The organism is Pseudomonas sp. FP2300 (genome assembly GCF_030687595.1).
Classification (GTDB): domain Bacteria; phylum Pseudomonadota; class Gammaproteobacteria; order Pseudomonadales; family Pseudomonadaceae; genus Aquipseudomonas; species Aquipseudomonas bijieensis.
Window position 1 is genome coordinate 3229319 of sequence record NZ_CP117440.1, and the last position, 22267, is coordinate 3251585.

The 22267-nt window shown below is 61.8% G+C and carries 24 protein-coding genes; 8 read left to right on the forward strand and 16 right to left on the reverse strand.

All coding sequences use genetic code 11. From position 1 onward, the window contains the following. Nucleotides 1-258: 258 nt before the first annotated feature. The 3 genes from PSH86_RS14425 (at nt 259) to feaR (ending at nt 3408) form a co-directional block, all read left to right on the forward strand. On the forward strand, nt 259-1758 hold the full coding sequence (locus PSH86_RS14425) for an APC family permease (RefSeq protein WP_116832298.1): 1500 nt from the start codon (nt 259-261) through the stop codon (nt 1756-1758). Further along, entirely contained in the window at nt 1703-2323 is a 621-nt protein-coding gene (locus PSH86_RS14430) for a DUF3156 family protein (RefSeq protein WP_162893824.1), read from the forward strand. Before PSH86_RS14425 ends, PSH86_RS14430 begins: the two co-directional genes overlap by 56 nt. A gap of 122 nt (nt 2324-2445) precedes the next feature. Then, the gene (gene feaR, locus PSH86_RS14435; protein WP_163853821.1) at nt 2446-3408 is read left to right on the forward strand and encodes a transcriptional regulator FeaR; all 963 of its coding nucleotides are present in this window, start codon (nt 2446-2448) and stop codon (nt 3406-3408) included. A gap of 134 nt (nt 3409-3542) precedes the next feature. On the opposite strand, the gene PSH86_RS14440 is transcribed toward feaR, so the two are convergent. The 6 genes from PSH86_RS14440 to PSH86_RS14465 form a co-directional block, all read right to left on the reverse strand. Further along, the gene (locus PSH86_RS14440; protein ID WP_176687959.1) at nt 3543-4316 is read right to left on the reverse strand and encodes an SDR family oxidoreductase; all 774 of its coding nucleotides are present in this window, start codon (nt 4314-4316) and stop codon (nt 3543-3545) included. After that, nucleotides 4309-5109, reverse strand: coding sequence for an SDR family NAD(P)-dependent oxidoreductase (locus PSH86_RS14445; RefSeq protein ID WP_109756614.1), 801 nt, complete (start codon nt 5107-5109; stop codon nt 4309-4311). The genes PSH86_RS14440 and PSH86_RS14445 overlap by 8 nt, the downstream gene beginning before the upstream one ends. Beyond that, nucleotides 5102-5923, reverse strand: coding sequence for a molybdenum cofactor biosynthesis F family protein (locus PSH86_RS14450; protein ID WP_305490299.1), 822 nt, complete (start codon nt 5921-5923; stop codon nt 5102-5104). The genes PSH86_RS14445 and PSH86_RS14450 overlap by 8 nt, the downstream gene beginning before the upstream one ends. A 78-nt stretch (nt 5924-6001) precedes the next feature. Then, entirely contained in the window at nt 6002-6661 is a 660-nt protein-coding gene (locus PSH86_RS14455) for a helix-turn-helix transcriptional regulator (protein WP_109756612.1), read from the reverse strand. Nucleotides 6662-6712: 51 nt separating this feature from the next. Next, nucleotides 6713-7078, reverse strand: a complete 366-nt coding sequence (locus tag PSH86_RS14460) for a cupin domain-containing protein (protein ID WP_109756611.1) — start codon at nt 7076-7078, stop codon at nt 6713-6715. 107 nt (nt 7079-7185) lie between these two features. Further along, nucleotides 7186-8484, reverse strand: coding sequence for an FAD-binding oxidoreductase (locus PSH86_RS14465; protein ID WP_305490300.1), 1299 nt, complete (start codon nt 8482-8484; stop codon nt 7186-7188). Between the two features lie 312 nt (nt 8485-8796). On the opposite strand from PSH86_RS14465, the gene PSH86_RS14470 reads away from it, so the two are divergent. From PSH86_RS14470 to hpaR (PSH86_RS14480), 3 genes are all read left to right on the forward strand, one after another. After that, nucleotides 8797-9966 (forward strand): p-hydroxyphenylacetate 3-hydroxylase oxygenase component, encoded by a 1170-nt coding sequence (locus PSH86_RS14470; RefSeq protein WP_109756608.1) that lies wholly within the window; start codon nt 8797-8799, stop codon nt 9964-9966. 58 nt (nt 9967-10024) lie between these two features. After that, the gene (locus PSH86_RS14475; protein WP_109756607.1) at nt 10025-10966 is read left to right on the forward strand and encodes a p-hydroxyphenylacetate 3-hydroxylase reductase component; all 942 of its coding nucleotides are present in this window, start codon (nt 10025-10027) and stop codon (nt 10964-10966) included. 132 nt (nt 10967-11098) lie between these two features. Next, on the forward strand, nt 11099-11521 hold the full coding sequence (hpaR, locus tag PSH86_RS14480; protein ID WP_116832305.1) for a homoprotocatechuate degradation operon regulator HpaR: 423 nt from the start codon (nt 11099-11101) through the stop codon (nt 11519-11521). 171 nt (nt 11522-11692) lie between these two features. On the opposite strand, the gene hpaI is transcribed toward hpaR (PSH86_RS14480), so the two are convergent. The 8 genes from hpaI to PSH86_RS14520 form a co-directional block, all read right to left on the reverse strand. Further along, nucleotides 11693-12490: a 4-hydroxy-2-oxoheptanedioate aldolase gene (gene hpaI, locus PSH86_RS14485; protein WP_116832306.1), complete on the reverse strand. Its 798-nt coding sequence runs from the start codon at nt 12488-12490 to the stop codon at nt 11693-11695. A gap of 14 nt (nt 12491-12504) precedes the next feature. Continuing rightward, the gene (hpaH, locus tag PSH86_RS14490) at nt 12505-13308 is read right to left on the reverse strand and encodes a 2-oxo-hept-4-ene-1,7-dioate hydratase (protein WP_116832307.1); all 804 of its coding nucleotides are present in this window, start codon (nt 13306-13308) and stop codon (nt 12505-12507) included. A 12-nt stretch (nt 13309-13320) separates the two neighbouring features. Beyond that, the gene (locus PSH86_RS14495) at nt 13321-14625 is read right to left on the reverse strand and encodes an MFS transporter (RefSeq protein WP_116832308.1); all 1305 of its coding nucleotides are present in this window, start codon (nt 14623-14625) and stop codon (nt 13321-13323) included. Nucleotides 14626-14673: 48 nt separating this feature from the next. Continuing rightward, a complete protein-coding gene (locus PSH86_RS14500; RefSeq protein ID WP_046065466.1) occupies nt 14674-15066 on the reverse strand; it encodes a 5-carboxymethyl-2-hydroxymuconate Delta-isomerase in 393 nt (130 codons plus the stop codon). Nucleotides 15067-15111: 45 nt separating this feature from the next. Further along, nucleotides 15112-15969: a 3,4-dihydroxyphenylacetate 2,3-dioxygenase gene (gene hpaD, locus PSH86_RS14505; protein ID WP_109756602.1), complete on the reverse strand. Its 858-nt coding sequence runs from the start codon at nt 15967-15969 to the stop codon at nt 15112-15114. 225 nt (nt 15970-16194) lie between these two features. Then, on the reverse strand, nt 16195-17655 hold the full coding sequence (hpaE, locus tag PSH86_RS14510; RefSeq protein ID WP_109756601.1) for a 5-carboxymethyl-2-hydroxymuconate semialdehyde dehydrogenase: 1461 nt from the start codon (nt 17653-17655) through the stop codon (nt 16195-16197). Between the two features lie 5 nt (nt 17656-17660). Then, nucleotides 17661-18431 (reverse strand): fumarylacetoacetate hydrolase family protein, encoded by a 771-nt coding sequence (locus PSH86_RS14515; RefSeq protein WP_109756600.1) that lies wholly within the window; start codon nt 18429-18431, stop codon nt 17661-17663. Beyond that, nucleotides 18428-19105, reverse strand: coding sequence for a fumarylacetoacetate hydrolase family protein (locus tag PSH86_RS14520; protein WP_109756599.1), 678 nt, complete (start codon nt 19103-19105; stop codon nt 18428-18430). Before PSH86_RS14520 ends, PSH86_RS14515 begins: the two co-directional genes overlap by 4 nt. 186 nt (nt 19106-19291) lie before the next feature. On the opposite strand from PSH86_RS14520, the gene hpaA reads away from it, so the two are divergent. Together hpaA and hpaR (PSH86_RS14530) are read left to right on the forward strand one after the other, a co-directional pair. Further along, a complete protein-coding gene (gene hpaA / locus PSH86_RS14525; RefSeq protein WP_109756598.1) occupies nt 19292-20197 on the forward strand; it encodes a 4-hydroxyphenylacetate catabolism regulatory protein HpaA in 906 nt (301 codons plus the stop codon). Between the two features lie 213 nt (nt 20198-20410). Further along, nucleotides 20411-20833, forward strand: coding sequence for a homoprotocatechuate degradation operon regulator HpaR (hpaR, locus tag PSH86_RS14530; RefSeq protein WP_116832310.1), 423 nt, complete (start codon nt 20411-20413; stop codon nt 20831-20833). Nucleotides 20834-20885: 52 nt separating this feature from the next. Here the strand turns inward: hpaR (PSH86_RS14530) and PSH86_RS14535 are convergent, their stop codons facing one another. Further along, nucleotides 20886-21134: a phage infection protein gene (locus PSH86_RS14535; protein ID WP_109756595.1), complete on the reverse strand. Its 249-nt coding sequence runs from the start codon at nt 21132-21134 to the stop codon at nt 20886-20888. Nucleotides 21135-21334: 200 nt separating this feature from the next. Continuing rightward, the gene (locus PSH86_RS14540) at nt 21335-22210 is read right to left on the reverse strand and encodes a hypothetical protein (RefSeq protein ID WP_116832311.1); all 876 of its coding nucleotides are present in this window, start codon (nt 22208-22210) and stop codon (nt 21335-21337) included. Nucleotides 22211-22267 lie beyond the last annotated feature (57 nt).

A 22267-nucleotide genomic window follows, 5' to 3' on the forward strand; every position in this document is an offset into this window, starting at 1 on the left:
GGGCATTAAGGGGAGTGACACCTGGGGAAGTCTTTCACCTGCCTGCCAGGGAATTGACCCAGGCCGCCAGCGTGCGGTGTTGGCAGGCAGCAACAAAACCGGCGGCAGACATGGGCAAGACGCCCAGGACGGGGGGGCGCAGAGTAATGCTGCACGCAACGCCGTTTCGATCAGGGACCGGTTGGGGAAGGCATGATCGCCGGTTCCTGGACGGCTGTGGCATCCATACTAAAAATCCGCTTTCGAGGATCTTGCACCATGTCGATCAATGACAGGCTCTCCGAGCACTTGAACCGGGGTTCGGTGGGTTTTCCCACTGCGTTGGCCAGCACCATTGGCCTGATCATGGCGAGCCCCGTGATTCTCACCGCGACCATGGGCTTTGGCATCGGCGGCAGCGCCTTTGCCGTGGCGATGCTGATCGCCGTGATAATGATGCTGGCCCAGGCGACGACGTTTGCCGAGGCGGCGTCGATTCTGCCCACCACCGGCTCGGTCTATGACTACATCAACTGTGGCATGGGACGCTTCTTCGCGATTACCGGTACCTTGTCGGCCTATCTGATTGTCCATGTGTTCGCCGGCACCGCCGAGACCATCCTGGCCGGTGTCATGGCCCTGGTGAATTTCGAACACCTCAACACCCTGGCCGAATCGGCAGGCGGCTCCTGGTTGCTGGGCGTGGGGTTCGTGGTGGTCTTTGGCGTGCTCAATGCGTTTGGCGTCAGCGCCTTTGGCCGGGCCGAAATCATCCTGACGTTCGGCATGTGGACCACCCTGATGGTGTTCGGCGTGTTGGGCCTGATCGCCGCACCAGCGGTGGAGCTGGAGGGCTGGTTCGGTGCGTCCGTGGTGGGCACCGATCTGGTCACGGTGTTGTCGTTGGTGGGCATGGCCATGTTCATGTTCGTCGGCTGTGAATTCGTCACGCCGCTGGCCCCGGACCTGCGTCACTCCGCCCGGACCATGCCCCGGGCCATGATGCTGGGCTTGTTCAGCGTCGCCACCTGCATGTTCATCTACGGTGCGGCGATGAAGCGCCAGGTGGAAAACGTGCTGCTCGATGCCACCAGCGGTGTGCATCTGCTGGACACCCCCATGGCGATTCCACGGTTCGCCGAACAGGTCATGGGCGATATCGGCCCGATGTGGCTGGGGATCGGCTTTCTGTTTGCCGGTGCGGCGACCATCAACACCCTGATGGCTGGCGTGCCGCGGATTCTCTATGGCATGGCGGTGGATGGCGCCTTGCCGAAGGTTTTCACGTATCTGCACCCGCGCTTCAAGACGCCGCTGCTGTGCATCCTGGTGGCGATGCTGATTCCCTGCCTGCATGCGTTGTGGCTGGGTGGCAATACCGACAACATCATGCACCTGGTGCTGGCTGCGGTGTGTGCCTGGAGCTTTGCCTACCTGCTGGTGACCGTGTCGGTGGTCAGCCTGCGCATTCGTCGCCCTGATCTGCCGAGGGCCTATCGCTCGCCGTGGTTCCCGTTGCCACAAATCGTGTCCAGTGTCGGCATTGTCCTGGGCATGTGGTTCATCACACCGCCTGGCATGAACCCGGCGGACATCTACATTCCATTCGCGGTGATGCTCGGCGGCACCGCAGCGTATGCCTTGTTCTGGACCCTGGTGGTGCAGAAGGTCAATCCATTCAAGCCAGCGTCGGTGGAAGACGTACTGGCCAAGGAGTTTTCCCATGAGCCAGGGCAACCTGCGGACGAGTTTATCGAGCCTGCTGCAAAAACTGTCTGAGTTGTTCAGCCCCCAGCGCCCCCCGGCCGGTTATCGGCCCGGGGTAACCCTGGAGCACCTGCGACGCAACATCGCACTGGCGCGATTCGAAGTCACCGGCCCGGCGATGGCGACGGCTGTCAGCGACGATGGCAACCTGCAACTGGAGGTTGTCGAACGCACCGAATCGCAGTTGCTGATGCACCTGGTGATGACCGAGTTCGTGCTGCGCGTGCCTGCTTCCCGAGAGGGCACGGCACGCCTGGAATTGCACCACGGCGGGGCTGTCCGGCGCAGTGGTATTCGTTGTCGGCAGCGGGACGGGCACAGTGACCTGGCGACCAGAGTGCAGACGGCTGTGGAGAAGGACCCTGTGCTGTATCAAGCCCTTATGCCGCTGGATTTCAAACGGCTGCGCATTGACCTGCAGGGACACCAGTGGTGCGTGCGCCTGGAACACATGGGCGGTAGCGAAGTGGTCAATCGCATGCCGGCCTTTCGTCGCTATATCCCGTTGAGCCGCGAGCAGCGCAGCGTCTTGCTGGCGACCTTGAGCGGCCTGCAACGAGTGCTGGCAACGCTCTGATTCGATTCTCTGCCCTGGCATCATTCCTGCTACTGCTCTGGCGATCAGGTACTTGTTGCGTGCATATAGATAACATGTTAACTATTGCCGTACAAAAACAATAAGCCACTGCGGAGAACGCCATGAGCATGCAACAGGTTGGACAAGACGGTCTGGACGCCTGGAACCGGGATCTGCGGGCGACTTGCGGCCACTTCGATACCGAGCTGGCCTTCAATCGTGCGTTGTTCATTGGTGAAGTATCGAATGTCCATCGCGGTGGCCTTGCCCTCGCGAACCTGCGGACCAATGCCGGTAGCATCAAGCGTCACTCATCCAACGCCGATCACGATGATGACCAGGATTGCCTCCTGGTCAGCCAGCGCAGCGGCTACTGCCGCATTACTCAGAATGGCCGGAGTATTCAATTGGCGCCCGGTGAATTGTTGTTGATGGATTCCGTAGGGGCGCTTGAGATCAGCCCGTTCGGCCTGATCGAGCACGCGGTGCTGTCCTTGTCTCGCCAGAAAGTGTCGCGGCAACTGGGCGGGGAAACCAAGACCTTCGGCAAGGTGTCGTCCAGCAAGGCGTGCGGGCGGATGCTGCATGTGTTGATGGACCAGTTGTGCAAGGACACACCGGACGGTGATGGCGCGGCGGGCGAGGGTGAAGCCTTGCAGAGTGCCTTCGTTTCGCTGTTGGGCTCGGCCCTGGAACAGGGCAGCGATGCCCGTGACGAGGGCGTTGCGTTACAGGGCAGCCACTTGCGCAGCTATGTGCAGAAGGTCATCGACGAATCACTCAGTCAGCCCGGCCTCACCCCGGTGGGCCTGGCCAATCGGCTGAATATTTCGGTGCGGCATCTGTATCGTTTGTTCGAAGAGCAGGATGACAGCGTTTGCCGCTACATCCAGCGGGCCCGGCTCAAGCGCAGTGCCGATGACCTGACCAACCCGTTCCTGCGGGACGAGTCCATTACCTCGATCGCCTACAAGTGGGGCTTCACCGATTCGGCGCATTTCAGCCGTTCATTCAAGAAGCAGTTCGAGCTGTCGCCCAAGGAGTTTCGCTCCAGCCGTTTGCAGGTGGGGCAGGGGGTGGCTTGAGCGAGGTGGACGATCGCTATCGCGAGCCAGCTCGCTCCCACAGAGGGAGTTGATGGCTGGATAAAATGTGGGAGCGAGCCCGCTCGCGATGACGGTGGTCCAGCCACCCCCACCGCAAGCAGACTCACCCCCATTCAGGTTAAAACCTCCGGCAAGGTCGAACCGCCATCGACCACCAAGGTCTGCCCGGTCACATAGCCGGCCAGGCTCGATGCCAGGAACAGCATGGCGCCTGCGATGTCGTTCGGTTGGCCCAGTCGACCCAGCGGCACCCGGCGGGCGATGTCCTGATTGACCTCATCGTCGCCCAGGTTGGCCATGGCCGGTGTGGCGATCATGCCCGGTTCGACCCCGTTGACGCGGACATTCTCGGCCGCCAGTTCCAGCGCGGCGTTGCGAATGAAACCATTGACCCCGGCCTTGGAGGCCGCGTAGTGGCTGAGCCCCGGATACGCTACCCGCGGCCCGGTGACCGAGGAGGTCACCAGCACGCAGCCTCGGCCCTGGCGCCGGAACATCGGCAGTGCGGCCTGGGTCAGCCAGAACAGCGCCGACAGGTTCACCGCCAGCGTTCGTTCAAGTATCGACGGGGTGATCTCGGCGAATGGCGTCAGTGGAAAATACCCGGCGTTGTGCACCAGGATATCCAGCCGGCCCAAGCGTTGCTCCAGCGCGGTCATCATCCCGAATATCGCCGTCGCGTCGGCCAGGTCGACGCCCACGGCTTGCACCTGACAGCCCACGGCGGTCAATTCGTCGGCCACTGCCTCGGCCCGGGCCAGGCCCAGGTCGGCGATGACCACCTGGGCCCCGCGCAGGGCAAACGCTTCGACGATGGCCCGGCCAATACCTTGTGCACCGCCCGTGACCAGTACGGTCTGGCCGCTGAAATCCAGATCGTCAGACATCGCTGGCCTCCATCCGGCTGAAGGCCAGCGTCGGCACGTCGACGATGCTGGAGCCGCCATCGGCCACCAGCGTCGCCCCGGTGATGATGGACGCTTCAGGCGAGGCCAGGAAACGGCAGACGTTGGCGATTTCCGTCGCGCTGGCCGGCCTGCGCAACGGCACGTCGGCGCAGACCCGGTCATAGGCCTGCTGCAAGGTTTCGCCATGGAATTGCATCAATACCTGCATCTCTTCATCGGCCATGGGCGTGCGCACCCAGCCAGGGCAAACCGCATTGACCCGCACGCCGTGAGGCCCATAGTCCCTGGCCAGGGAGCGGTTGAGACCCAGCAGAGCATGCTTGGCGGTGGTGTAGCCGCACACGTGCGGGCCCGCCGCCAATGAAGCAATGGAGGCGATCAGCACAATGTTGCCGGCGCTTTCCCGCAGCAGTGGCAGGCAAGCCCGGGCGCTGTAGAAGGCGCTGTCGAGATTGCTGCGCATGGCTGCCTCCCAGGACGACGGGGCGGTTTCGGTGGCGCTGCCCAATCCCATGCCTCCGGCACAGGCCAGCAGCACATCGAGTCGGCCAAAACGCGTGCGAATCTGCTCGACGAAGCCGTCCCAGGTGTTGGGGCAGGCTGCGTCGCCCACCAGCACCAGGCCGCCGATGTCCTCGGCGAGCGCTTCCAGGGGCTCGCGACGGCGGCCGATCAGTACCAGGTTGGCGCCTTCGGCGGCATGCAGGCGGGCGCAGGCCGCACCGATGCCGGTGCCGGCACCGGTGATCACCACGGTGCGTGATTCAGGCATCGGGGTACTCCGTCTGATTGAGCACCTGGCAGTAGGAACTGACCGGGAAGTTGGAAAACTCATCGAAGGATTCACCGGCGTAGCCGAAGATTTTGCCGTCGCTGCGGTGCTGTTGCAGGTCGATCAGCACCAGGCCCAGGGTCGGGATGATCTTTTCTCGCCACACGAACAGGTACAACTGATCGGCGATCCTGTAGGTGTCGCAGCGATCGGTGTCGCACAGGCCTTGCTCAACGCCCTTGAGGCACTGCCAGGAGTAGAACTGGTCGTTGAGGTAAATGTGTTCGTAGACTTCGCTCGGGCTGTAGCGATACAGGTTGCGCAGCCCCACCAGCTCGTTGGTCGGTGCGTGCGGGCACAGGCCAGGCTGCCAGGGACGGTCGAGACTGCCGTGCAGGAATTGCGTTTGAACCGAGGTCAGGGGCTTGCCGGTCAACGCGCGGCTGTAGAGACCTTCACCGGTTTCTTGGTGGCTCGGCATGCGGCCGATCACGGCGGTGAAGGCGGCGCTGGCGGTATCGAGCACCAGGCTTACCGACGACGTCAGCTCGCCTTCGCGCTTGATGAAGTCCACCAGGTACAGGCCCGGGCGTACGGATGTGGCCCGGTAGGTCGCGGTGCCGCTGGAATGCCCATCGGCGGCGCTCCAGGTCAGGGTGTCCTGTTCGAAGCGGTGCTCGATCTGCCAGCCGTTGGCGAAATGCAGGGTGAAGGTCTTGCCGTCCAGGTCAGCCAGGTTTGGCAGGATGAAGGCTTCGGGGGCAAAGCCATCGGCCAGGGCGCCGACGGTGATCCAGTCTGAAGATGTGCTCATTGCAAGGCTCCGGTGGTTGAAGTAGCCACTCGGATCATGGAGCGCCGGGCAACGACGGCCTATCAACCAAATGGTTGATCAGAGGAACAGTGCGCTGACCAACTCGGTGCGACTGCTCACACCGACTTTGCGGAACAGGTGGATCAGGTGAGTCTTGATGGTCGGCAAGCCGACGTCCAGTTCCCGGGCCAATTGTTTGTTGCTGACGCCTTGGCGCAGTAGCCAGGCGATCTGGCGCTCCTTGGGCGTCAGGTCGGCCAGTGCATCTTCATGGGCCGGTAGATGGGCCACGGCCAGTTGCAGCAAGGCCTGCAACGCGTTCAGTTGGCTCAACTGCTGAGAGGTGAAGACACCTTGCTCGGCGGTGCGCAGCAACGAAATCGCGGCTTGGGGCTGGCCGTCTCGATGGGCGAAGACTTCCACCACGTCGACCACGCCGTAGCGTTGCAGAAAGTCGCGATAACGATGGTTGTCACGCAGCGGTTGGCGAGCCATCGCCAGCCCCAACGGCACCACGGCCAGCTCGCTGGACGCACAGCGGCGCGGATGCAGTGGGTCGAACTGGCGGTAGTTGTCCAGGTAGTCGCGGTGCATCTCGCCGCTCATCCCATGGAGGCTGAAGTCGTGGACTTGCAGGTGTCGATCCACGCAGTAGAACGCCGCCCGACTGACAGGAACCAGTTGGGTGAAGGCGTGCAGGCACTGACCGGCGATGTCCTGGGTAGGGATGACGTTCATGGTCGCAACCTTCGCAAGCGGGCCGCCGGTAGTGCCGGCAGCCCTGTCCGGTCAGACTACCGCGAAGTAGTGCTTGACGAAACTTTCGCTGACCACTTCCCACAGCACCGGCGTGCCCTTGGTCACGAACCAGCTGTCGCCGGCCGTGTAGCGGGTGCTCTGGCCGGTGGCCTCGTCGGTGAGGACCACTTCACCGGTGACCACGGTGGCTTGTTCGGCGAACGGGTAGACCATCCGGAACTTGCCTTGGGTGGTGCCGAAGTAGGCGCTGCTGACCGGGTCGGTGGGGGCGCCGAAGGTCATCTTGCCGAAGGCCTTGACTTCGCCTTCGAGAATCTGCGAACCGAGATCGGCGACGGTGCCCCAGGCGTCCAGGTCGGACAGCTGGATGTCTTTTTCGAGGGTGATGAGGGGCATGGCAGTGACTCCTGGTGAGTGAAAAACAAAGGTGGGGTGTGTCCAGTGCCAATCAGTTAAACCTCGCTCCCACAGGGGATTCGCTTAACTGACTGGCATCATGACCGTCAGCGGCGGCCGTTCCAGTAGCCCGACAGCTGATGCCAGGACTTGCCGGCGGTCAGCAGCAATGGGCGAATGGCGTCTTTGCCGATGATGGTCGGGCGGTGGATCGAGCTGACCAGGTCGTAGCGCGCCGAGCCTTCGCTCATGCCCTCGGCCAGCACCTTGCAGATAATGTGGCTTGGGGTGACGCCAAAACCTGAGTAGCCCTGGACGAAAAACGCGTTGCTGCGACCGGGCAGGGTGCCGATCTGCGGAAACAGGTTCGGGCTGCACGCCATCGGGCCGCCCCAGGCCAGGTCGATCTTCACGTCCTTGAGGTACGGGAAAATTTTCAGCATCAGGCGCCGGTTCCAGGCCTTGAGATCCTGGGGGATATGCTCAACCAATGGCGTGGCGGCGCCGAACAGCAGGCGGTTTTCGTTGGTGACGCGGTAATAGTCGATCACCGGACGAATGTCGCTGTAGGCGCCGCGAATCGGGCTGATGCGCTGGATCAGTTCGTCCGACAACGGCTCGGTCATCATCTGGAAGGCGTAGGTGTTGATGGTCGAACGGTGCAGTTCCGGCTCCAGCTTGTTGAGGAAACTGTCGCAGGCCCAAAGCAGCTTGCAGGCCTTCACCGAGCCGCGTCCGGTGCGCACGGTGATGCGTTCGCCATAGCTGACTTCCAGGGCCGGGCTGTTCTCGAAAATCCGCACACCGTGGCTGACCAGGGCCTTGGCTTCACCCAGCAACAGGTTCAGCGAGTGCACATGCCCGCCGCCCATGTGCAGCAATGCGCTGCCGTAGGCCTTGGAGCCGATGATCTGCTGCACGTCGGAGCCGCCGAGAAAGCGGATCTCGTGCTTGCTGTTGATCGACTTGAAGTCTTTTTCCCAGGCCCGCAGGGTCTTTTCCTGGCGGGCGTTGAAACCCATGTAGCCGTAGCCGTGGCAGAAATCGGCGTCGATATCGTATTTGGCGATACGGTCCTTGATGATGTCGGCGCCCAGGTCGCTGATCTCGAAGACCTGGCGCAGGCCGTCTTCACCTACGTCCTTCTTGATCTTTTCCAGGTCGTGACCGATGCCGGCCATGATCTGTCCGCCATTGCGCCCGGTGCCGCCGAACCCAAGGTAACGCGCCTCCAGCACCACGATGTTGGTGATGCCTTTTTCGGCGAGCTCCAGCGCGGTATTGATGCCGGAGAAACCGCCGCCAATCACCACGACATCGGCTTCTACGTCCTGTTCCAGGGTGGGGAAGCTGAGGTTGTATTTCTTGGTGGCCGTGTAATAGGTGGGCGTTTCGATATTGATCATGACGCAACCTGACAAAGTGAAAGGAAACTCCGTTGCAACGCCTACACAAGGCATTGCAGGGGATGGCTCTATTAAGGGCCCTGATGAGGGCGCCTGTCTTGATCATCCGTGCCGGGGTATTTGACCGAGCGCGCCATGGGACCGAAACCTGCCCCATGAAAAGTACAATCTTGGATCTGGAAGGTGCATTTTTCACCTGCTTGCGATTGCCCATACTGGACCGGCCTTAATCGCTGATCCCTTTGCTTGTGCAACCTTGGGTTGTCGGGCAAAGGCGGGATCGGCAGATGCCAATAATAAAAGAGCCCGTCCATGAAAAAGCCAAATCCGCTGCTCGAAGACCTCAAGCCCCTCCTGCCGGTCATTGCCGCCAATGCCTTCCAGGCGGAGAAAGACCGTAGCGTGCCTGCCGAGAATATCGCCTTGCTCAAAAGCATTGGCATGCACCGGGCTTTCCAGCCAAAACCATACGGTGGCCTGGAGATTTCCCTGCCGCAGTTCGCCGACTGCATCGCGCTGCTGGCCGGTGCCTGTGCCAGCACGGCCTGGGCCATGAGCCTGTTGTGCACCCACAGCCATCAGTTGGCAATGTTCCCGGCCAAGGCCCAGCAGGACATCTGGGGCGATGACCCCGATGCCACCGCTAGCAGCAGCATCGCACCGTTTGGTCGCACCGAGGAAGTCGAGGGCGGTGTGATGTTCAGCGGTGAAATGGGCTGGAGCAGCGGCTGCGATCATGCCGAATGGGCGATCGTGGGGTTTCGCCGTAAAAACGCCGAAGGCACCCAGGATTATTGCTTTGCGGTGCTGCCGCGCAGTGACTATGAAATTCGCGATGACTGGTTCGCGGTGGGCATGCGTGGCAGTGGCAGCAAGACCTTGATCATTGACAACGCTTTCGTGCCGGAACATCGGATCCAGAAAGCCAAGGACATGATGGAAGGCAAGTCCGGCGGGTTCGGTCTGTACCCTGACAGCAAGATTTTCTACTCACCGTACCGGCCGTACTTCGCCAGCGGTTTCTCCACGGTCAGCCTGGGCGTGGCCGAACGCATGCTGGAGGTCTTTCGCGAGAAAACCAGGAACCGCGTACGGGCCTATACCGGTGCGGCCGTCGGTGCCGCCACCCCGGCGTTGATGCGCCTGGCCGAGTCTACCCATCAGGTGGCGGCAGCCCGTGCCTTCCTGGAAAAAACCTGGCAGGAGCACGCCGAGTACGGCGAGCGCCACGAATACCCAAGCCGGGAAACCCTGGCGTTCTGGCGGACCAACCAGGGCTACGCCACCAAGATGTGCATCCAGGCCGTCGACCGTTTGATGGAGGCGGCCGGTGGCGGCGCCTGGTTCGAAAACAATGAATTGCAGCGATTGTTCCGCGACGCCCACCTGACCGGCGCCCATGCCTACACCGACTACGACGTCTGCGCGCAGATCCTCGGTCGTGAGTTGATGGGCCTTGAGCCTGACCCTTCCATGGTTTGACCGCCTGTCCTCCAGAACAATAATCGAGGCCGTCGCTTGAGGCGGCCGGGAGTCTTGCATGTCCAGTCTTTGTAATACCGCTTTCGACACCCGTGCGTTCCGCCGGGCCCTGGGTAACTTTGCCACCGGCGTGACCGTGGTCACGGCTGCCACTGAAGATGGCCGCAAGGTCGGTGTGACGGCCAACAGTTTCAACTCGGTGTCCCTGGACCCGCCACTGATCCTGTGGAGCATCGACAAGCGCTCCAGCAGTCACGAGGTGTTCGAAGCCGCCAGCCATTTTGCGGTGAACGTGCTGGCCGCCGACCAGATAGACCTGTCGAACAACTTCGCCCGGCCCAAGGAGGACCGTTTCGCTGAAATCCAATTCGACATCGGCGAAGGCGGTGCTCCGGTATTTGTGGACTGCTCGGCGCGTTTTCACTGTGAAAAATTCCAGCAGGTCGATGGCGGCGATCATTGGATCATGATCGGCAAGGTCGTGGCTTTTGATGACTTCGGCCGCTCACCGCTGCTCTACCACCAGGGCGCTTACTCGATGGTCTTGCCCCACACTCGCATGACCAGGCGGGAAGAGGGCCAGTCCCCCAGCAGCCACTTCCAGGGGCGCTTGAGCCACAACCTGTATTACCTGATGACCCAGGCACTGCGGGCCTACCAGGCCAGCTACCAGCCACGTCAGTTGTCCACGGGGTTACGCACCAGCGAAGCGCGGATGTTGATGGTGCTGGAGAACGACGCCGGGCTGAACCTGTGCGACCTGCAGCGGGAAGTGGCGATGCCGGTGCGCGAGATCGAAGAAGCCGTGGCCAACCTCAAGCGCAAGGGGCTGGTGAGCGATGAGGGCGAGCGGGTACGCCTGACTGTCAAAGGCATCGATGAGACCGAAGGGCTCTGGGCCATCGCCAAGGAGCAGCAGGACAAGGTGTTCGGCCAGTTCAGCGAGGAACAGGTCGAGCATTTCAAAGAGGTGCTCAAGGGCGTGATCAAGGGCGCTTGAGCTGTTACAGGCGTTCAGGCGCGAGTCCAATCCTTGTGGCAGGGGAATAATCCTCTTGCCACAGGTAACTCGGCGCCGAAGCTGTTAGGATTTAGTTAACTCGTTAACTAATCCTCCTCGCGACTACTCTCCATGCCCAAACCGCGCCAATCCTTGACCCTCACCCTGCTACAGGCCCGTGAAGCGGCCATGGGGTTTTTCCGACCTTCCCTCAATCAACATGGCTTGACCGAGCAGCAATGGCGGGTCATCCGTATTCTCAGCCAGCACGACGAGCTGGAGATCAATCGCCTGGCCGAGCTGGCCTGTATCCTCAAGCCCAGCATGACCGGTGTGCTGGTGCGCATGGAAGCGGCGGGCATGGTGGAGCGGCGCAAGGCCGAACAGGATCAGCGCCGGGTGCTGGTGCGCCTGGCGCCGCAAGGGCAAGCGAGCTTCGATTCGATGAGCCAGAGCATGGAAGAGAATTACCAGCGTCTGCAGGACAAGTTAGGGGAGGAAAAATTGCAGACGTTGCTGGGGTTGCTCAATGACCTGAAGACGATCAGGCGTTGAGATCGCCAAGAGAGGTCAGCTTTTGTGGCGAGGGGATTTATCCCCGTTGGGCTGCGCAGCAGCCCCTGGAAAAGCCACCTTGATGGACCCGAAACACCGAGTCGGCAGATATAGGGCCTGCTGCGCAGTCCAGCGGGGATAAATCCCCTCGCCACATGGGATGCGGCAAACTCAGTACACGCCGCCAGCCGCAGGTTTTGGTGTGTCTTTGAACATCGCCGCCAGCGTCTGCAAACCCCGCATCAACACCGTCGTATCCACGCCCACCGCGACAAATGCCGCGCCGAGTTCGATGTAGCGGCGGGCCAGTTTCTCATCGGCGCTGAGAATCCCGGCCGCTTTACCAGCCTTGCGGATGCGGGCGATGGCGTCTTCGATGGCCGCTTGCACATCCGGGTGCCCTGGATTGCCACGAAAGCCCATGGACGCGCTCAAGTCCGCCGGGCCGATAAAGACCCCATCCACGCCTTCCACCGCCGCAATGGCATCCAGGTTGGCCAGGCCTTCGCGGCTTTCGATCTGCACCAGCAGGCACATCTGTTCATCGGCTTTATCGAGATAGCCGGGGATGCTGTTCCAGCGTGACGCCCGGGCCAGTGCGCTGCCTACACCACGTACACCGTGGGGCGGGTAGTGGATGGCGCGCACCAGTTCGCGCGCCTGCCCGGCACTTTCCACCATCGGCACCAGCAAGGTCTGCACGCCGATGTCGAGCACTTGCTTGATCAGTGCCGTGTCACCGATCACTGGACGTATCACCGGCTGGCTGGGGTAGGGGGCCACGGCCTGGAGTTGGCCGAGCAGGGTGCGCAAGTCGTTGGGCGCGTGTTCACCGTCGATCAGCAGCCAGTCGAAGCCGGCATTGGCCGCCAGTTCCGCACAGTAGGCATCGGCCAACCCCAGCCACAGGCCGATCTGCGCCTCGCCGCTGCGCAGGCGTTGCTTGAAGGTATTGACGGGCATGTCCATGAGGCGGTCTCCGATCAGACGAAACGGCAGGCGATGGAACCGAGCATGTCGTAGTCGACATGGAAGGTATCGCCGGGGTTGGCGGCCACGGGGCGGGTGAAGGAACCACCGAGGATGATCTGTCCTGGTTGCAGCGTAACGTCATAAGCCGCCAGCTTGTTCGCCAGCCAGGCCACGCCTTTGGCCGGGTGATTGAGCACCGCCGCCGAGACGCCGGATTCTTCGATCACGCCGTTGCGGTAGAGCACCGCCGGCACTTTGCGCAGGTCAATCTCGGTCGGGCGTACGGCGCGACCGCCCATGACCACGCCGGCATTGGCGGCGTTGTCGGAGATGGTGTCGAAGACCTTGCGGGTTGCCTTGGTCTGCGGATCGATCTGCTGGATACGCGCATCGATGATTTCCAGCGCCGGGATCACCCATTCGGTGGCGTCGAGCACGTCGAACACCGTCACGTTCGGGCCTTTCAACGGCTTGCCGAGAATGAACGCCAGCTCCACTTCCACCCGTGGCACGATGAAGCGCTCGAACGGGATGTCGGTGCCTTCGTCGAAAAACATGTCGTCGAGCAGCGCGCCGTAGTCCGGCTCGGTGATGTTCGACGATACCTGCATGGCCCGGGAGGTCAGGCCGATCTTGTGGCCGACCAGCTTGCGCCCGTCCTTGATCTTTTGTGCCACCCACGCACGCTGGATGGCGTAGGCATCCTCGATGGTGATGTCCGGGTGGTCGAGGGAAAACTGCCGCACCTGCTCGCGGCAGCGCTCGGCTTGGTCGAGGCGGGCGGCGGCTTGCTGGATGAAGTTCTGGTCGAGCATGGCAAGGGTCTCTTAGTGAGGATTGACGATGGCGGCCCGGGTGCGCAGCACCAGCAAGCCGCCAAGGGCGATGAGCAGGGCCAGCACATACAGGGCGAGGCTGGCGCTCTGGGTGGTGTCGCGCATCCAGCCGATCAGGTAGGGCGCGAAGAATGAGGCGATGCTGCCGAAGGAGCTGATCAGCGCGATCCCGGCGGCTTGGGTACCGTTGGACAGGAACGCCGGCGGCAATTGCCAGAACATCGGCAACGCCGCGCTGGCGCCCATGCCGGCGACGATCAGGCCAGCCAGCACCAGGGTCGGGTTGCCGGGTGAAAGCCCGGCGAGCGCAATGCCCAGCGCTGCCATCAACAGCGGCACACACAGGTGCCAGCGGCGTTCGCGATTGCGGTCAGAGGAACGCCCGCAACCGATCATGAAGAAGCAGCCGGCCAGATAGGGCACGGCGCTGAGTAGCCCGACCTTGCCGTCGCTGCCGATGCCGGCGCCGTGGATCAGGGTGGGCATCCAGAAGGCCAGGGTGTTCACCGCCAGCATCACGGCGAAGTACACCGCTACCAGCAACCAGACCTGCGGGTTGTTGAGGATCGCCGAGAACGAGGTGATGGATTTGCGCTGTTCTTCAAGACTCAGTTGTTCGCGCAGTTGCTGCTTGGCTTGTGGTGTGAGCCACTTGACCGCCTCGAAACTGTCCGGCAGGCACTTGAGCACGACGAGGCCCAGGAGGATCACCGGCAGCCCTTCAATGACAAACATCCATTGCCAGCCGCGCAGGCCGCCAAGGTCATGGAAATGCTCGAGAATGCCGCCGGACAATGGCCCGCCAATCACCCCGGCCATCGGCACGGCGATGGCGAACAACGCGGTCACCTGGGCCCGGCGCCGGGCCGGATACCAACGGTTGAGGAAAACCAGGATGCCGGGAAAGAAACCGGCCTCGGCCACGCCGAGCAGAAAGCGCAATACGTAGAAACCGGCGGCGCTTTCGATGAGGAACATGCCGGTGGACAAGGCGCCCCAGACCACCATCAGCGTGGCGATCCAGCGTCGCGGACCGACGCGGTCCAGGGCCATGTTGCTGGGTACGCCAAACAGCGCATAGGCGATGAAGAACAGCCCGGCGCCAAAACCGTAGACCGTGTCGCTGAACTGCAGGTCGGCGCTCATCTGCATCTTCGCGAAACCGATGTTGATGCGATCCAGGTGGGCGAAGAGGTAACAGACCAGCAGCAGCGGCATCAGCCGCCAGGTGATGGTGGCATGGGTGCGGTCGTGCGCGACAGTGCCGGCAGTGTCGGCGGTATTGGCTGTGCTCATTATCTTGTACTTTTTGTCAGAGAGGCCGATGGGGAGCGCGGGGCAGATTCAGCTGGCCTGGCCCTTGAGGAAGGCGTGGACGTTGTTGGCCTTGAAATTGAGCTGTTCGTGCAGCTCGATCATCTCGAAGGACAGGGCCAGCAGGCGTTGGGCCTGGAGTTCGGCGAAATGCGCGGTGATCACCTCGAAGAGTTTTTCCGCGACTTTCTGGCGCGTGGCGAGGTCACGGCCATGGCCGACTTTCAAGGTCATGTGCACGAAGGCGTAGTCGTGCTTGCCGTCGGCCATGCGCCAGGTATCCAGGCGCACGCCGCGGCTGCGGATGCCGCCCAGGGGAAACACGCCGCTGTCGCCCAGCAAGGCGTGGACCTTTTCAAACAGGCCGGGCAGGTCGGCCTGCTGTTCGATGTTGTCGGTGTATTCAGCGATGAAATGCGGCATGAACGGCTCCTTCAGGCCGCACGGGGATGCCGTACGGCCGCAGTGTCAAACAGGGAAGACAGCGTTGATCTGGCCGGTGCCGGAGCTGCCGAAAGGTTCGGTGATGATCTCGGCGGGCTTGTCGTAGTCCGGTCCGCCGAGCAGCCCCAGCAGCATCGCCGTGTCATGCATCTTGCCTTCGCCAAAGCAGTGTTCGGCGTAGTCCGGAAGCATGGCGCAGAACTCTTTCCAGCGGCCCTGGCGCCACAGTTCGACGACGTGCAGGTCGACTTGTTTATCGAACTCGCGGGTCCAGTTGTGGATGTTGGCTTCGGCGTCGCGATCATCGGAAAAACGGTGCGACAGCGAGCCGGAAGCCAGCACCAGTACCTTGCGATCGCTTTTCTCGATGGCCCGGCGCACGGCGGCGCCAAAGGTGAAGCTGTCTTGCAGACGGTGCCAGGCGCACCAGGCGGCAATCGACACGACGTTGAATTTCTGTGCCTGCGGGACATCCATGTGCATGTAGCGCATGGGCACCAGCGTGCCGTATTCCAGCTCCAGGCTTGGGATGTTGTGGGCCAGGGTGCGCACGTCGGCGGCATTGGCCTCGGCGGCGATCAATTCGCCCAGTTCCGGGGCCCCCGAGTACTCGTACTCCATGTTCTTGATGAAGTGCGGCAGTTCGTTGCTGGTGTAGATGCCTTTGAATTGTTCGCCACTGTTGACGTGATAGGCACTGTTGACCAGCCAGTGCACGTCGAACACCACGGCAGTGTCGGCGCCCAGTTCGCGGGCGCGGCGGCCGATCTCCTTGTGGCCGGCAATCGCCGCCGCGCGGCAGCCGTGGTGCTTGCCGGGCAGCTCGGACAGGTACATCGAGGGAACGTGGCAGATTTTCGCAGCCAGGACGACTTCGCCCATGATGATTCTCCTGAAAAAATTGTTCTTGTTGAGCTTCGAGTAATCGGTGAGTCACAGCACCTGTGGTGAGGGATATCCCCTCTATGTGGGAGCAAAGCTTGCTCGCGAAACAGGCGCCCCGATTTCTGAAAAAACCGCATCGCCTTCATCGCGGGCAAGCCTTGCTCCCACAGGAACAGGGATAAATCCCCTCGCCGCAGGGTTTATCATCAGGCTTGGTTGGGTTTACACCCCCCACCGCGGTATGTGATGACTGCCCATGGAAATGCAGACGTTCTTGATCTCGGCGAACACTTCAAAGCTGTACTGTCCACCTTCGCGGCCGGTTCCGGAACCCTTTACGCCGCCGAAAGGCTGGCGCAGGTCACGTACGTTCTGGCTGTTGATGAACACCATGCCGGCCTCGATGCCATGGGCCAGGCGATGGGCCTTGCCGATGTCCTGGGTCCAGATATACGAGGCCAGGCCGTATTCGGTGTCGTTGGCCAATTGCAGGGCTTGGGCCTCGTCCTTGAACGGGATCAGGCACACCACCGGCCCGAAGATTTCTTCCTGGGCGATACGCATGTTGTTGTTCACGTCGGCGAACACTGTCGGCTGGATGAACTGGCCGCGGCTCAAGTGGGCCGGCAAATTGGCCGGACGTTCCAGGCCACCGGCCAGGAGGGTGGCACCTTCTTCGAGACCGATCTTGATGTAGCCGGTGACCTTGTCGTAGTGGGCCTGGGTGATCATCGAGCCGACCTGGGTTTTCGGATCCTGCGGATCGCCGACGATCAGGCGCTTGGCCCGGGCGGCGAACTCGGCCACGAACTGCGGGTAGACGCTTTCCTGGATGAAGATCCGGCTGCCGGCGGTGCAGCGTTCGCCATTGAGGGAAAAAATGGTGAACAGCGCCGCATCAAGGGCCCGCTCAAGGTCGGCGTCTTCGAAAATCAGTACCGGCGACTTGCCGCCCAGTTCCATCGAATACTTTTTCAAACCGGCTGTCTGCATGATTTTCTTGCCGGTGGCAGTGCCGCCGGTGAAGGAAATCGCTCGCACATCCGGGTGGCGCACCAACGCATCGCCAGCGGTTGCGCCATAGCCCTGGATCACGTTCAGCACGCCATTGGGCAGGCCAGCCTCGACCGCCAGGCGACCCAGCTCGTTGGCGGTCAGCGGCGACAGCTCGGACATTTTCAGCACGGCAGTATTGCCCAATGCCAGGCATGGCGCGGTCTTCCAGGTCGCGGTCATGAACGGCACGTTCCACGGCGATACCAGTCCACAGACCCCCACCGGCTGGTACAGGGTGTAGTTGAGCATCTGGTCGTCGACCGGATAGGTATGACCGTCCATCCGCGTGCAGACTTCGGCAAAGAAGTCGAAGTTGTGGGAGGCCCGAGGGATCAGCACGTTCTTGGTCTGGTGGATCGGCAAACCGGTGTCGAGGGTTTCCAGTTCGGCCAGCTTAGGCACGTTTTGCTCGATCAGCTCACCGAGTTTGCGCATCAGTCGGGCGCGTTCCTTGGCCGGGGTGTTGGCCCATTTCGGAAACGCTTCCTTGGCTGCTGCGACTGCTTGGGCCACTTCCTCGGCACCGCCGCTGGCAACTTCGCCGATGGCTTCGCCAGTGGCCGGGTTGTAGTTGACGAAGACGTCTTTGCTTTCGACCTCACGGCCGTTGATCCAGTGTTTGATCATGCTGCTCAAGCCTCTTTACGGGATGCGAAGAACTCGGCTTCGCTGACAATGTGGTTGACCAGGCGACCGACGCCTTGCACTTCCACGATCACTTCATCGCCGGGCACCACGTCCGCCAGGCCTTCCGGCGTGCCGGTGGCGATCATGTCGCCGGGTTGCAAGGTCATGAAGCCGGACAGGTATTCGATCAGGTAGGGGATGTCGAAAATCATGTCCTTCGTGCTGCCTTCCTGGCGCAGTTCACCGTTGATCCAGGTGCGCAGCGTCAGGTTGCTCGGGTCCGGCACATCGGCCACATCGACGATCCATGGGCCGACAGGCGTGGTGGCGTCGCGGTTCTTCACCCGCAGGTTGGGGCGGTAGTAGTTTTCCAGGTAGTCGCGAATCGCGTAGTCGTTGCACACGGTGTAGCCGGCCAGGTAGTCCAATGCATCCTCGCGCTTGACGTTGCGTGCCTCCTTGCCGATGACCGCCACCAGTTCGCACTCGTAATGCATGTAGGCGACGTTGTCGGGGCGCCAGGTCACCTGGTTGTGGCCGGTGTAGGTGCCGGGTGACTTGATGAACGCCAGGGGTTCGGTCGGCGGTTTGAACGCCAGTTCGGCGGCGTGATCGGCGTAGTTCAGGCCCAGGGCGAACATGCTGCCTTCCGCCGGTGGCAGCCACTGGACCTGATCCTCGGCCAACAGGCGACCGTCGGCCAGGCGCACGGCGTTGTCGGCTTCAACGGTAACGGCGTGGATCTGGCCGTCAAAACGAATGCGCGCGTGTTTCATGAACCTGCTCCTGTTTCCTCGGCCACGACGGTATTGACGAGACGGCCCAGGCCGCTGATCTCCACTTCGACACGATCGCCGGGCTGGACATCGACCCGACCTTCAGGTGTGCCGGTGATCAGCACGTCGCCGGCATGCAGGGTCATGAATTCGCTGATCTCGGCGATCAATTGGGGAATATTGCGGACGAAGTTCGCCGTGCTGTTTTGCTGGCGTACCTCGCCGTTGACATACAGGGTGATCGCCAGGCTGTGAGGGTCGGTCACCTGGGCGGTCGGCACCAGTTCCGGGCCGACGGCACAGAAGCCGTCCCGGCACTTGGCCTTGACGGCGGGGCGGTAGTAGCTGTCTTCCGGCAGGCTGAATTCATTGACGACGGTGTAGCCGGCCACGTAGTCCAAGGCTTGGGCGGCGCTGACGCGACTGGCCGACTTGCCCATCACCACGCCAAGCGCCGGCCCTGGTTGCAGTATTTCGCCGTGACCGGGATGAACCACATCGGCGTCGTGCCGGTTGCGGGTATTGGGCGTCTTGATGAATAGCACAGGCTTGAGCGGCGGCTTCTGATAGGGCGGTTGCTCGAACTCGGCGAGGCGCTGCTTCAGCAGCCCCTGGTAGTTCAGCGCGACCCCGAACAGGGTGCCGGTCGCGACGTCATGCAGGGCACGGCTCATGCTTGTCTCCTGGCGATGGCAGAGGGATGAGGGCTCTGCGGTTATTGTTAATGTGTTAACAGTTATAATTAAGATGTTAACTATCGTCAAGCGTGACAGAATGACCGGGCACTGGTTGCCTTGTCGGATTCGAGGCAGGATGAGTACGACAGGCACCTGAACCAGAATAAAAACGAGTACTGCGTGATGACTGACCGCCAGCCGATCCCGAACATCAACATCGGTCAGGTGTACGACCAGCGTTACAGCGACGCCGAAGTGCATTACGACCGGCTCGCCAACCTGGCCGACTTTTTCGGCCGCAACATGCCGGTCCACCGCCACGATCGTTTCTTTCAGGTGCACTACGTCAAGAGCGGCACCGTGCGCGTGTATCTCGATGACCAGCAGTACGTCGAGTCCGGCCCGATGTTTTTTCTCACCCCGCCGACCATCCCCCATTCCTTCGTGACCGAGGCTGACAGTGACGGGCATGTTCTGACGGTGCGCCAGCAATTGGTATGGCAGCTGATCGACGCCGACCCGAGCCTGGCGCCGGCAGGCGTGCAAATGCCGGCCGCCTGTGTGGCGCTGGCGCAACTGGGGCTTGAGCAGGCGGGGGAGGTGCGACGGCTGGAGTACCTGTTCGAGGAGCTGAGCGAGGAGGTGGTGGCGGGGCGTCCGGGACGCAGCGCAGCGCTGGACGGGTTGACGCGGCTGATCATGATCAGTCTATTGCGCTTGTGTTCGAACTCCCTGGAGGCCAGGCCGGCGCGGCATGAGGACCTGAAGATCTTTCATCGCTTCAACGAGCTGATCGAGGCCCACTACCTGCAGCACTGGCCGCTGTCGCGCTATGCCGAAGGCATCGGCGTGACCGAGGCGCGCCTTAACGACGTGTGCCGACGTATCGCCGACCTGCCTTCCAAGCGCCTGATCATGGAGCGGCTGATGCAAGAGGCCAAGCGCCTGTTGTTGTTCACCGGCAGCTCGGCCAATGAAATCTGCTACCAGCTCGGGTTCAAGGATCCGGCGTATTTCAGCCGGTTTTTCCAGCGTTACGCGCAGCTTACTCCGGGGGAGTATCGCCAGCGGCAATCGGGGTTGCGTTGAGCACCACTAATGATGGAGACCAATACTTATTTGTGGCGAGGGATTTATCCCCGTTGGGCTGCGAAGCAGACCCAATGAGTCGATGCGCCGCAGAGTCTCATCTGAGGGCCGCTTCGCGCCCGAGCGGGGATAAATCCCCTCGCCACGGCTGCTCTTGCAGCGGTGTGGTGGCGACACTAAGCTGCCGACTCGCCCATTCAAATCAATCCGAACATGGCCAACCCCAGACCTTCATTGACCCTGACGCTGTTGCAAGCCCGCGAAGCCGCCATGGCTTTTTTTCGACCGGCGCTGAACCAGCATGACCTCACGGAACAGCAATGGCGGGTGATTCGCATCCTGCACCAGCAAGGGGAGCTGGAAAGCCATCAGCTCGCTCATCAGGCCTGTATCCTCAAGCCGAGCATGACCGGTGTGCTCAGTCGCCTGGAGCGTGATGGCCTGGTGCGTCGGCAGAAGTCCAGCCAGGATCAGCGGCGGGTCTTTGTCGGGCTGACCGAGCTTGGCCAGCAGTGCTTCGTGTCCATGAGCGAAGGCATGGAAAGCAACTATCGGCGGATCGAAGAACAGTTCGGTGAGGAAAAGATGCAGCAACTGCTTGCGTTGCTCAATGAGCTGAAGAACATCAAGCCTTGAGCCTTATTGGCTTTTGTGGCGAAGGAGCAAGCTCCCACGCCACAAAATCGCTTCACACCGCACTGCGTTCACGCAATTCCTGCAACCGATCAGCGCCACCTTCCGCCACGCGATTCTCGATCAAGCGATCAGAGCCGCCCTCGGCCACGCGATTCTGGATCAAACGATCGGAGCCGCCTTCAGCCAGTTGATGCGCAGCCTGGGCCGGGGCGTTCTTTGCCGAGGCCGCGTTCGACAGGCCGACACCGCCCACCAATGTCAGGGCGATAGCCAGGGACGATACTTTCGAGAAATTGAACATGATGACTCTCCTTGCGCTTGATTGAGTGGGCCGTGGCAGCGAATGTGTTGCTGTCCGGTGATCAAAGTTAAACGCGCGGATGTATCGATGGTGTGTGTCGGGAGAGGGCGAAATCCATTGTTTCGTATCAGTCCGCGCTTCATATACAGACTGATACAAACTCAGTAAAGCGAGGGCAAGCGGATGGCTTGAAGGCCTGATCAGGGCTGGGCCAGGGCTTGTTTCAGTTGGTCCACCAAGGTCGGCGTCATGTAGTGCGGCCCGTCGAACAAGTAGAGCGGGTAGCCTGCATAGGCCGCCAGTTGGGGTGTGAGTTCGGCGACTGTGGCGGAGCGGAAGCCACCGCCGTATTGGGGACGGAAGGCTTCGACGATGATCCGCACGCGATCCTTGCCAAGTCGATCACGCAGGGCATCTGCATAGTTCCGGGCCACCGGGGCGGTGCGGGCGTAGACGCCGACGCCGTCCTGGAAAAACACGCCGATGTCGTTCGGCAACCACTGCTTGAGCCAGTCTGCGGTAGCGGCGGGGCCGATGTTGGCGCCATCGTAGACGCTGATCCACAGCGGGCGCGGCAGTTTGGCCAGCAAGGCCGGCAACTCCTTGGCAGCCGCCCAACTGGGGTCGACTTCGGCCGGAAAGTACCAGCCGGTGACATGCAATGGTGTCGGCAACCCGGCAATACGCTCCGACAGCGCTGCCAGTTGCTCGATGTCGTCCCGTGAGCGGTTCTCACTGAAGTAGCCAGCCAGCCCGAGGATGACATCCTGGGCCCAGGGCGTCTTGGCGATGCGCGCCCAGTCCGGCAGTACCGGTACGCTGGGCAGGCCGGTGCCGGGCACGAAGGCCTGGTCGTCCACTACTGTCCATTGCACCAGTAGCTCGTGTACCCCCAGTCTTTCCCAATTGCCGCTGATGCCGACGGTCTGGTTGTCCGGCTGCCAGACGATACCGACGATGTTCGGTTTCGCAGTGATAGTGCTCATGTAGTACGTCCCTGTACCTGCGCCGAGGAGCACGGCCAGTAACAGCGCCGCGACGGTCTTGCGGTTGACGAGCGTTGCGAAGCTTTTCAAACAAGTCCCTTCTGGAGGCAGTGTAGTCGCGGCTCGGCAAGGCGAACCGCTTTTCGT

Coding starts and splice junctions, on each gene's coding strand:
- PSH86_RS14425 (WP_116832298.1), top strand. CDS start 259: ATGTCGATCAATGACAGGCTCTCCGAGCACTTGAACCGGGGTTCGGTG.
- PSH86_RS14430 (WP_162893824.1), top strand. CDS start 1,703: ATGAGCCAGGGCAACCTGCGGACGAGTTTATCGAGCCTGCTGCAAAAA.
- feaR (WP_163853821.1), top strand. CDS start 2,446: ATGAGCATGCAACAGGTTGGACAAGACGGTCTGGACGCCTGGAACCGG.
- PSH86_RS14440 (WP_176687959.1), bottom strand. CDS start 4,316: ATGTCTGACGATCTGGATTTCAGCGGCCAGACCGTACTGGTCACGGGC.
- PSH86_RS14445 (WP_109756614.1), bottom strand. CDS start 5,109: ATGCCTGAATCACGCACCGTGGTGATCACCGGTGCCGGCACCGGCATC.
- PSH86_RS14450 (WP_305490299.1), bottom strand. CDS start 5,923: ATGAGCACATCTTCAGACTGGATCACCGTCGGCGCCCTGGCCGATGGC.
- PSH86_RS14455 (WP_109756612.1), bottom strand. CDS start 6,661: ATGAACGTCATCCCTACCCAGGACATCGCCGGTCAGTGCCTGCACGCC.
- PSH86_RS14460 (WP_109756611.1), bottom strand. CDS start 7,078: ATGCCCCTCATCACCCTCGAAAAAGACATCCAGCTGTCCGACCTGGAC.
- PSH86_RS14465 (WP_305490300.1), bottom strand. CDS start 8,484: ATGATCAATATCGAAACGCCCACCTATTACACGGCCACCAAGAAATAC.
- PSH86_RS14470 (WP_109756608.1), top strand. CDS start 8,797: ATGAAAAAGCCAAATCCGCTGCTCGAAGACCTCAAGCCCCTCCTGCCG.
- PSH86_RS14475 (WP_109756607.1), top strand. CDS start 10,025: ATGTCCAGTCTTTGTAATACCGCTTTCGACACCCGTGCGTTCCGCCGG.
- hpaR (WP_116832305.1), top strand. CDS start 11,099: ATGCCCAAACCGCGCCAATCCTTGACCCTCACCCTGCTACAGGCCCGT.
- hpaI (WP_116832306.1), bottom strand. CDS start 12,490: ATGGACATGCCCGTCAATACCTTCAAGCAACGCCTGCGCAGCGGCGAG.
- hpaH (WP_116832307.1), bottom strand. CDS start 13,308: ATGCTCGACCAGAACTTCATCCAGCAAGCCGCCGCCCGCCTCGACCAA.
- PSH86_RS14495 (WP_116832308.1), bottom strand. CDS start 14,625: ATGAGCACAGCCAATACCGCCGACACTGCCGGCACTGTCGCGCACGAC.
- PSH86_RS14500 (WP_046065466.1), bottom strand. CDS start 15,066: ATGCCGCATTTCATCGCTGAATACACCGACAACATCGAACAGCAGGCC.
- hpaD (WP_109756602.1), bottom strand. CDS start 15,969: ATGGGCGAAGTCGTCCTGGCTGCGAAAATCTGCCACGTTCCCTCGATG.
- hpaE (WP_109756601.1), bottom strand. CDS start 17,655: ATGATCAAACACTGGATCAACGGCCGTGAGGTCGAAAGCAAAGACGTC.
- PSH86_RS14515 (WP_109756600.1), bottom strand. CDS start 18,431: ATGAAACACGCGCGCATTCGTTTTGACGGCCAGATCCACGCCGTTACC.
- PSH86_RS14520 (WP_109756599.1), bottom strand. CDS start 19,105: ATGAGCCGTGCCCTGCATGACGTCGCGACCGGCACCCTGTTCGGGGTC.
- hpaA (WP_109756598.1), top strand. CDS start 19,292: ATGACTGACCGCCAGCCGATCCCGAACATCAACATCGGTCAGGTGTAC.
- hpaR (WP_116832310.1), top strand. CDS start 20,411: ATGGCCAACCCCAGACCTTCATTGACCCTGACGCTGTTGCAAGCCCGC.
- PSH86_RS14535 (WP_109756595.1), bottom strand. CDS start 21,134: ATGTTCAATTTCTCGAAAGTATCGTCCCTGGCTATCGCCCTGACATTG.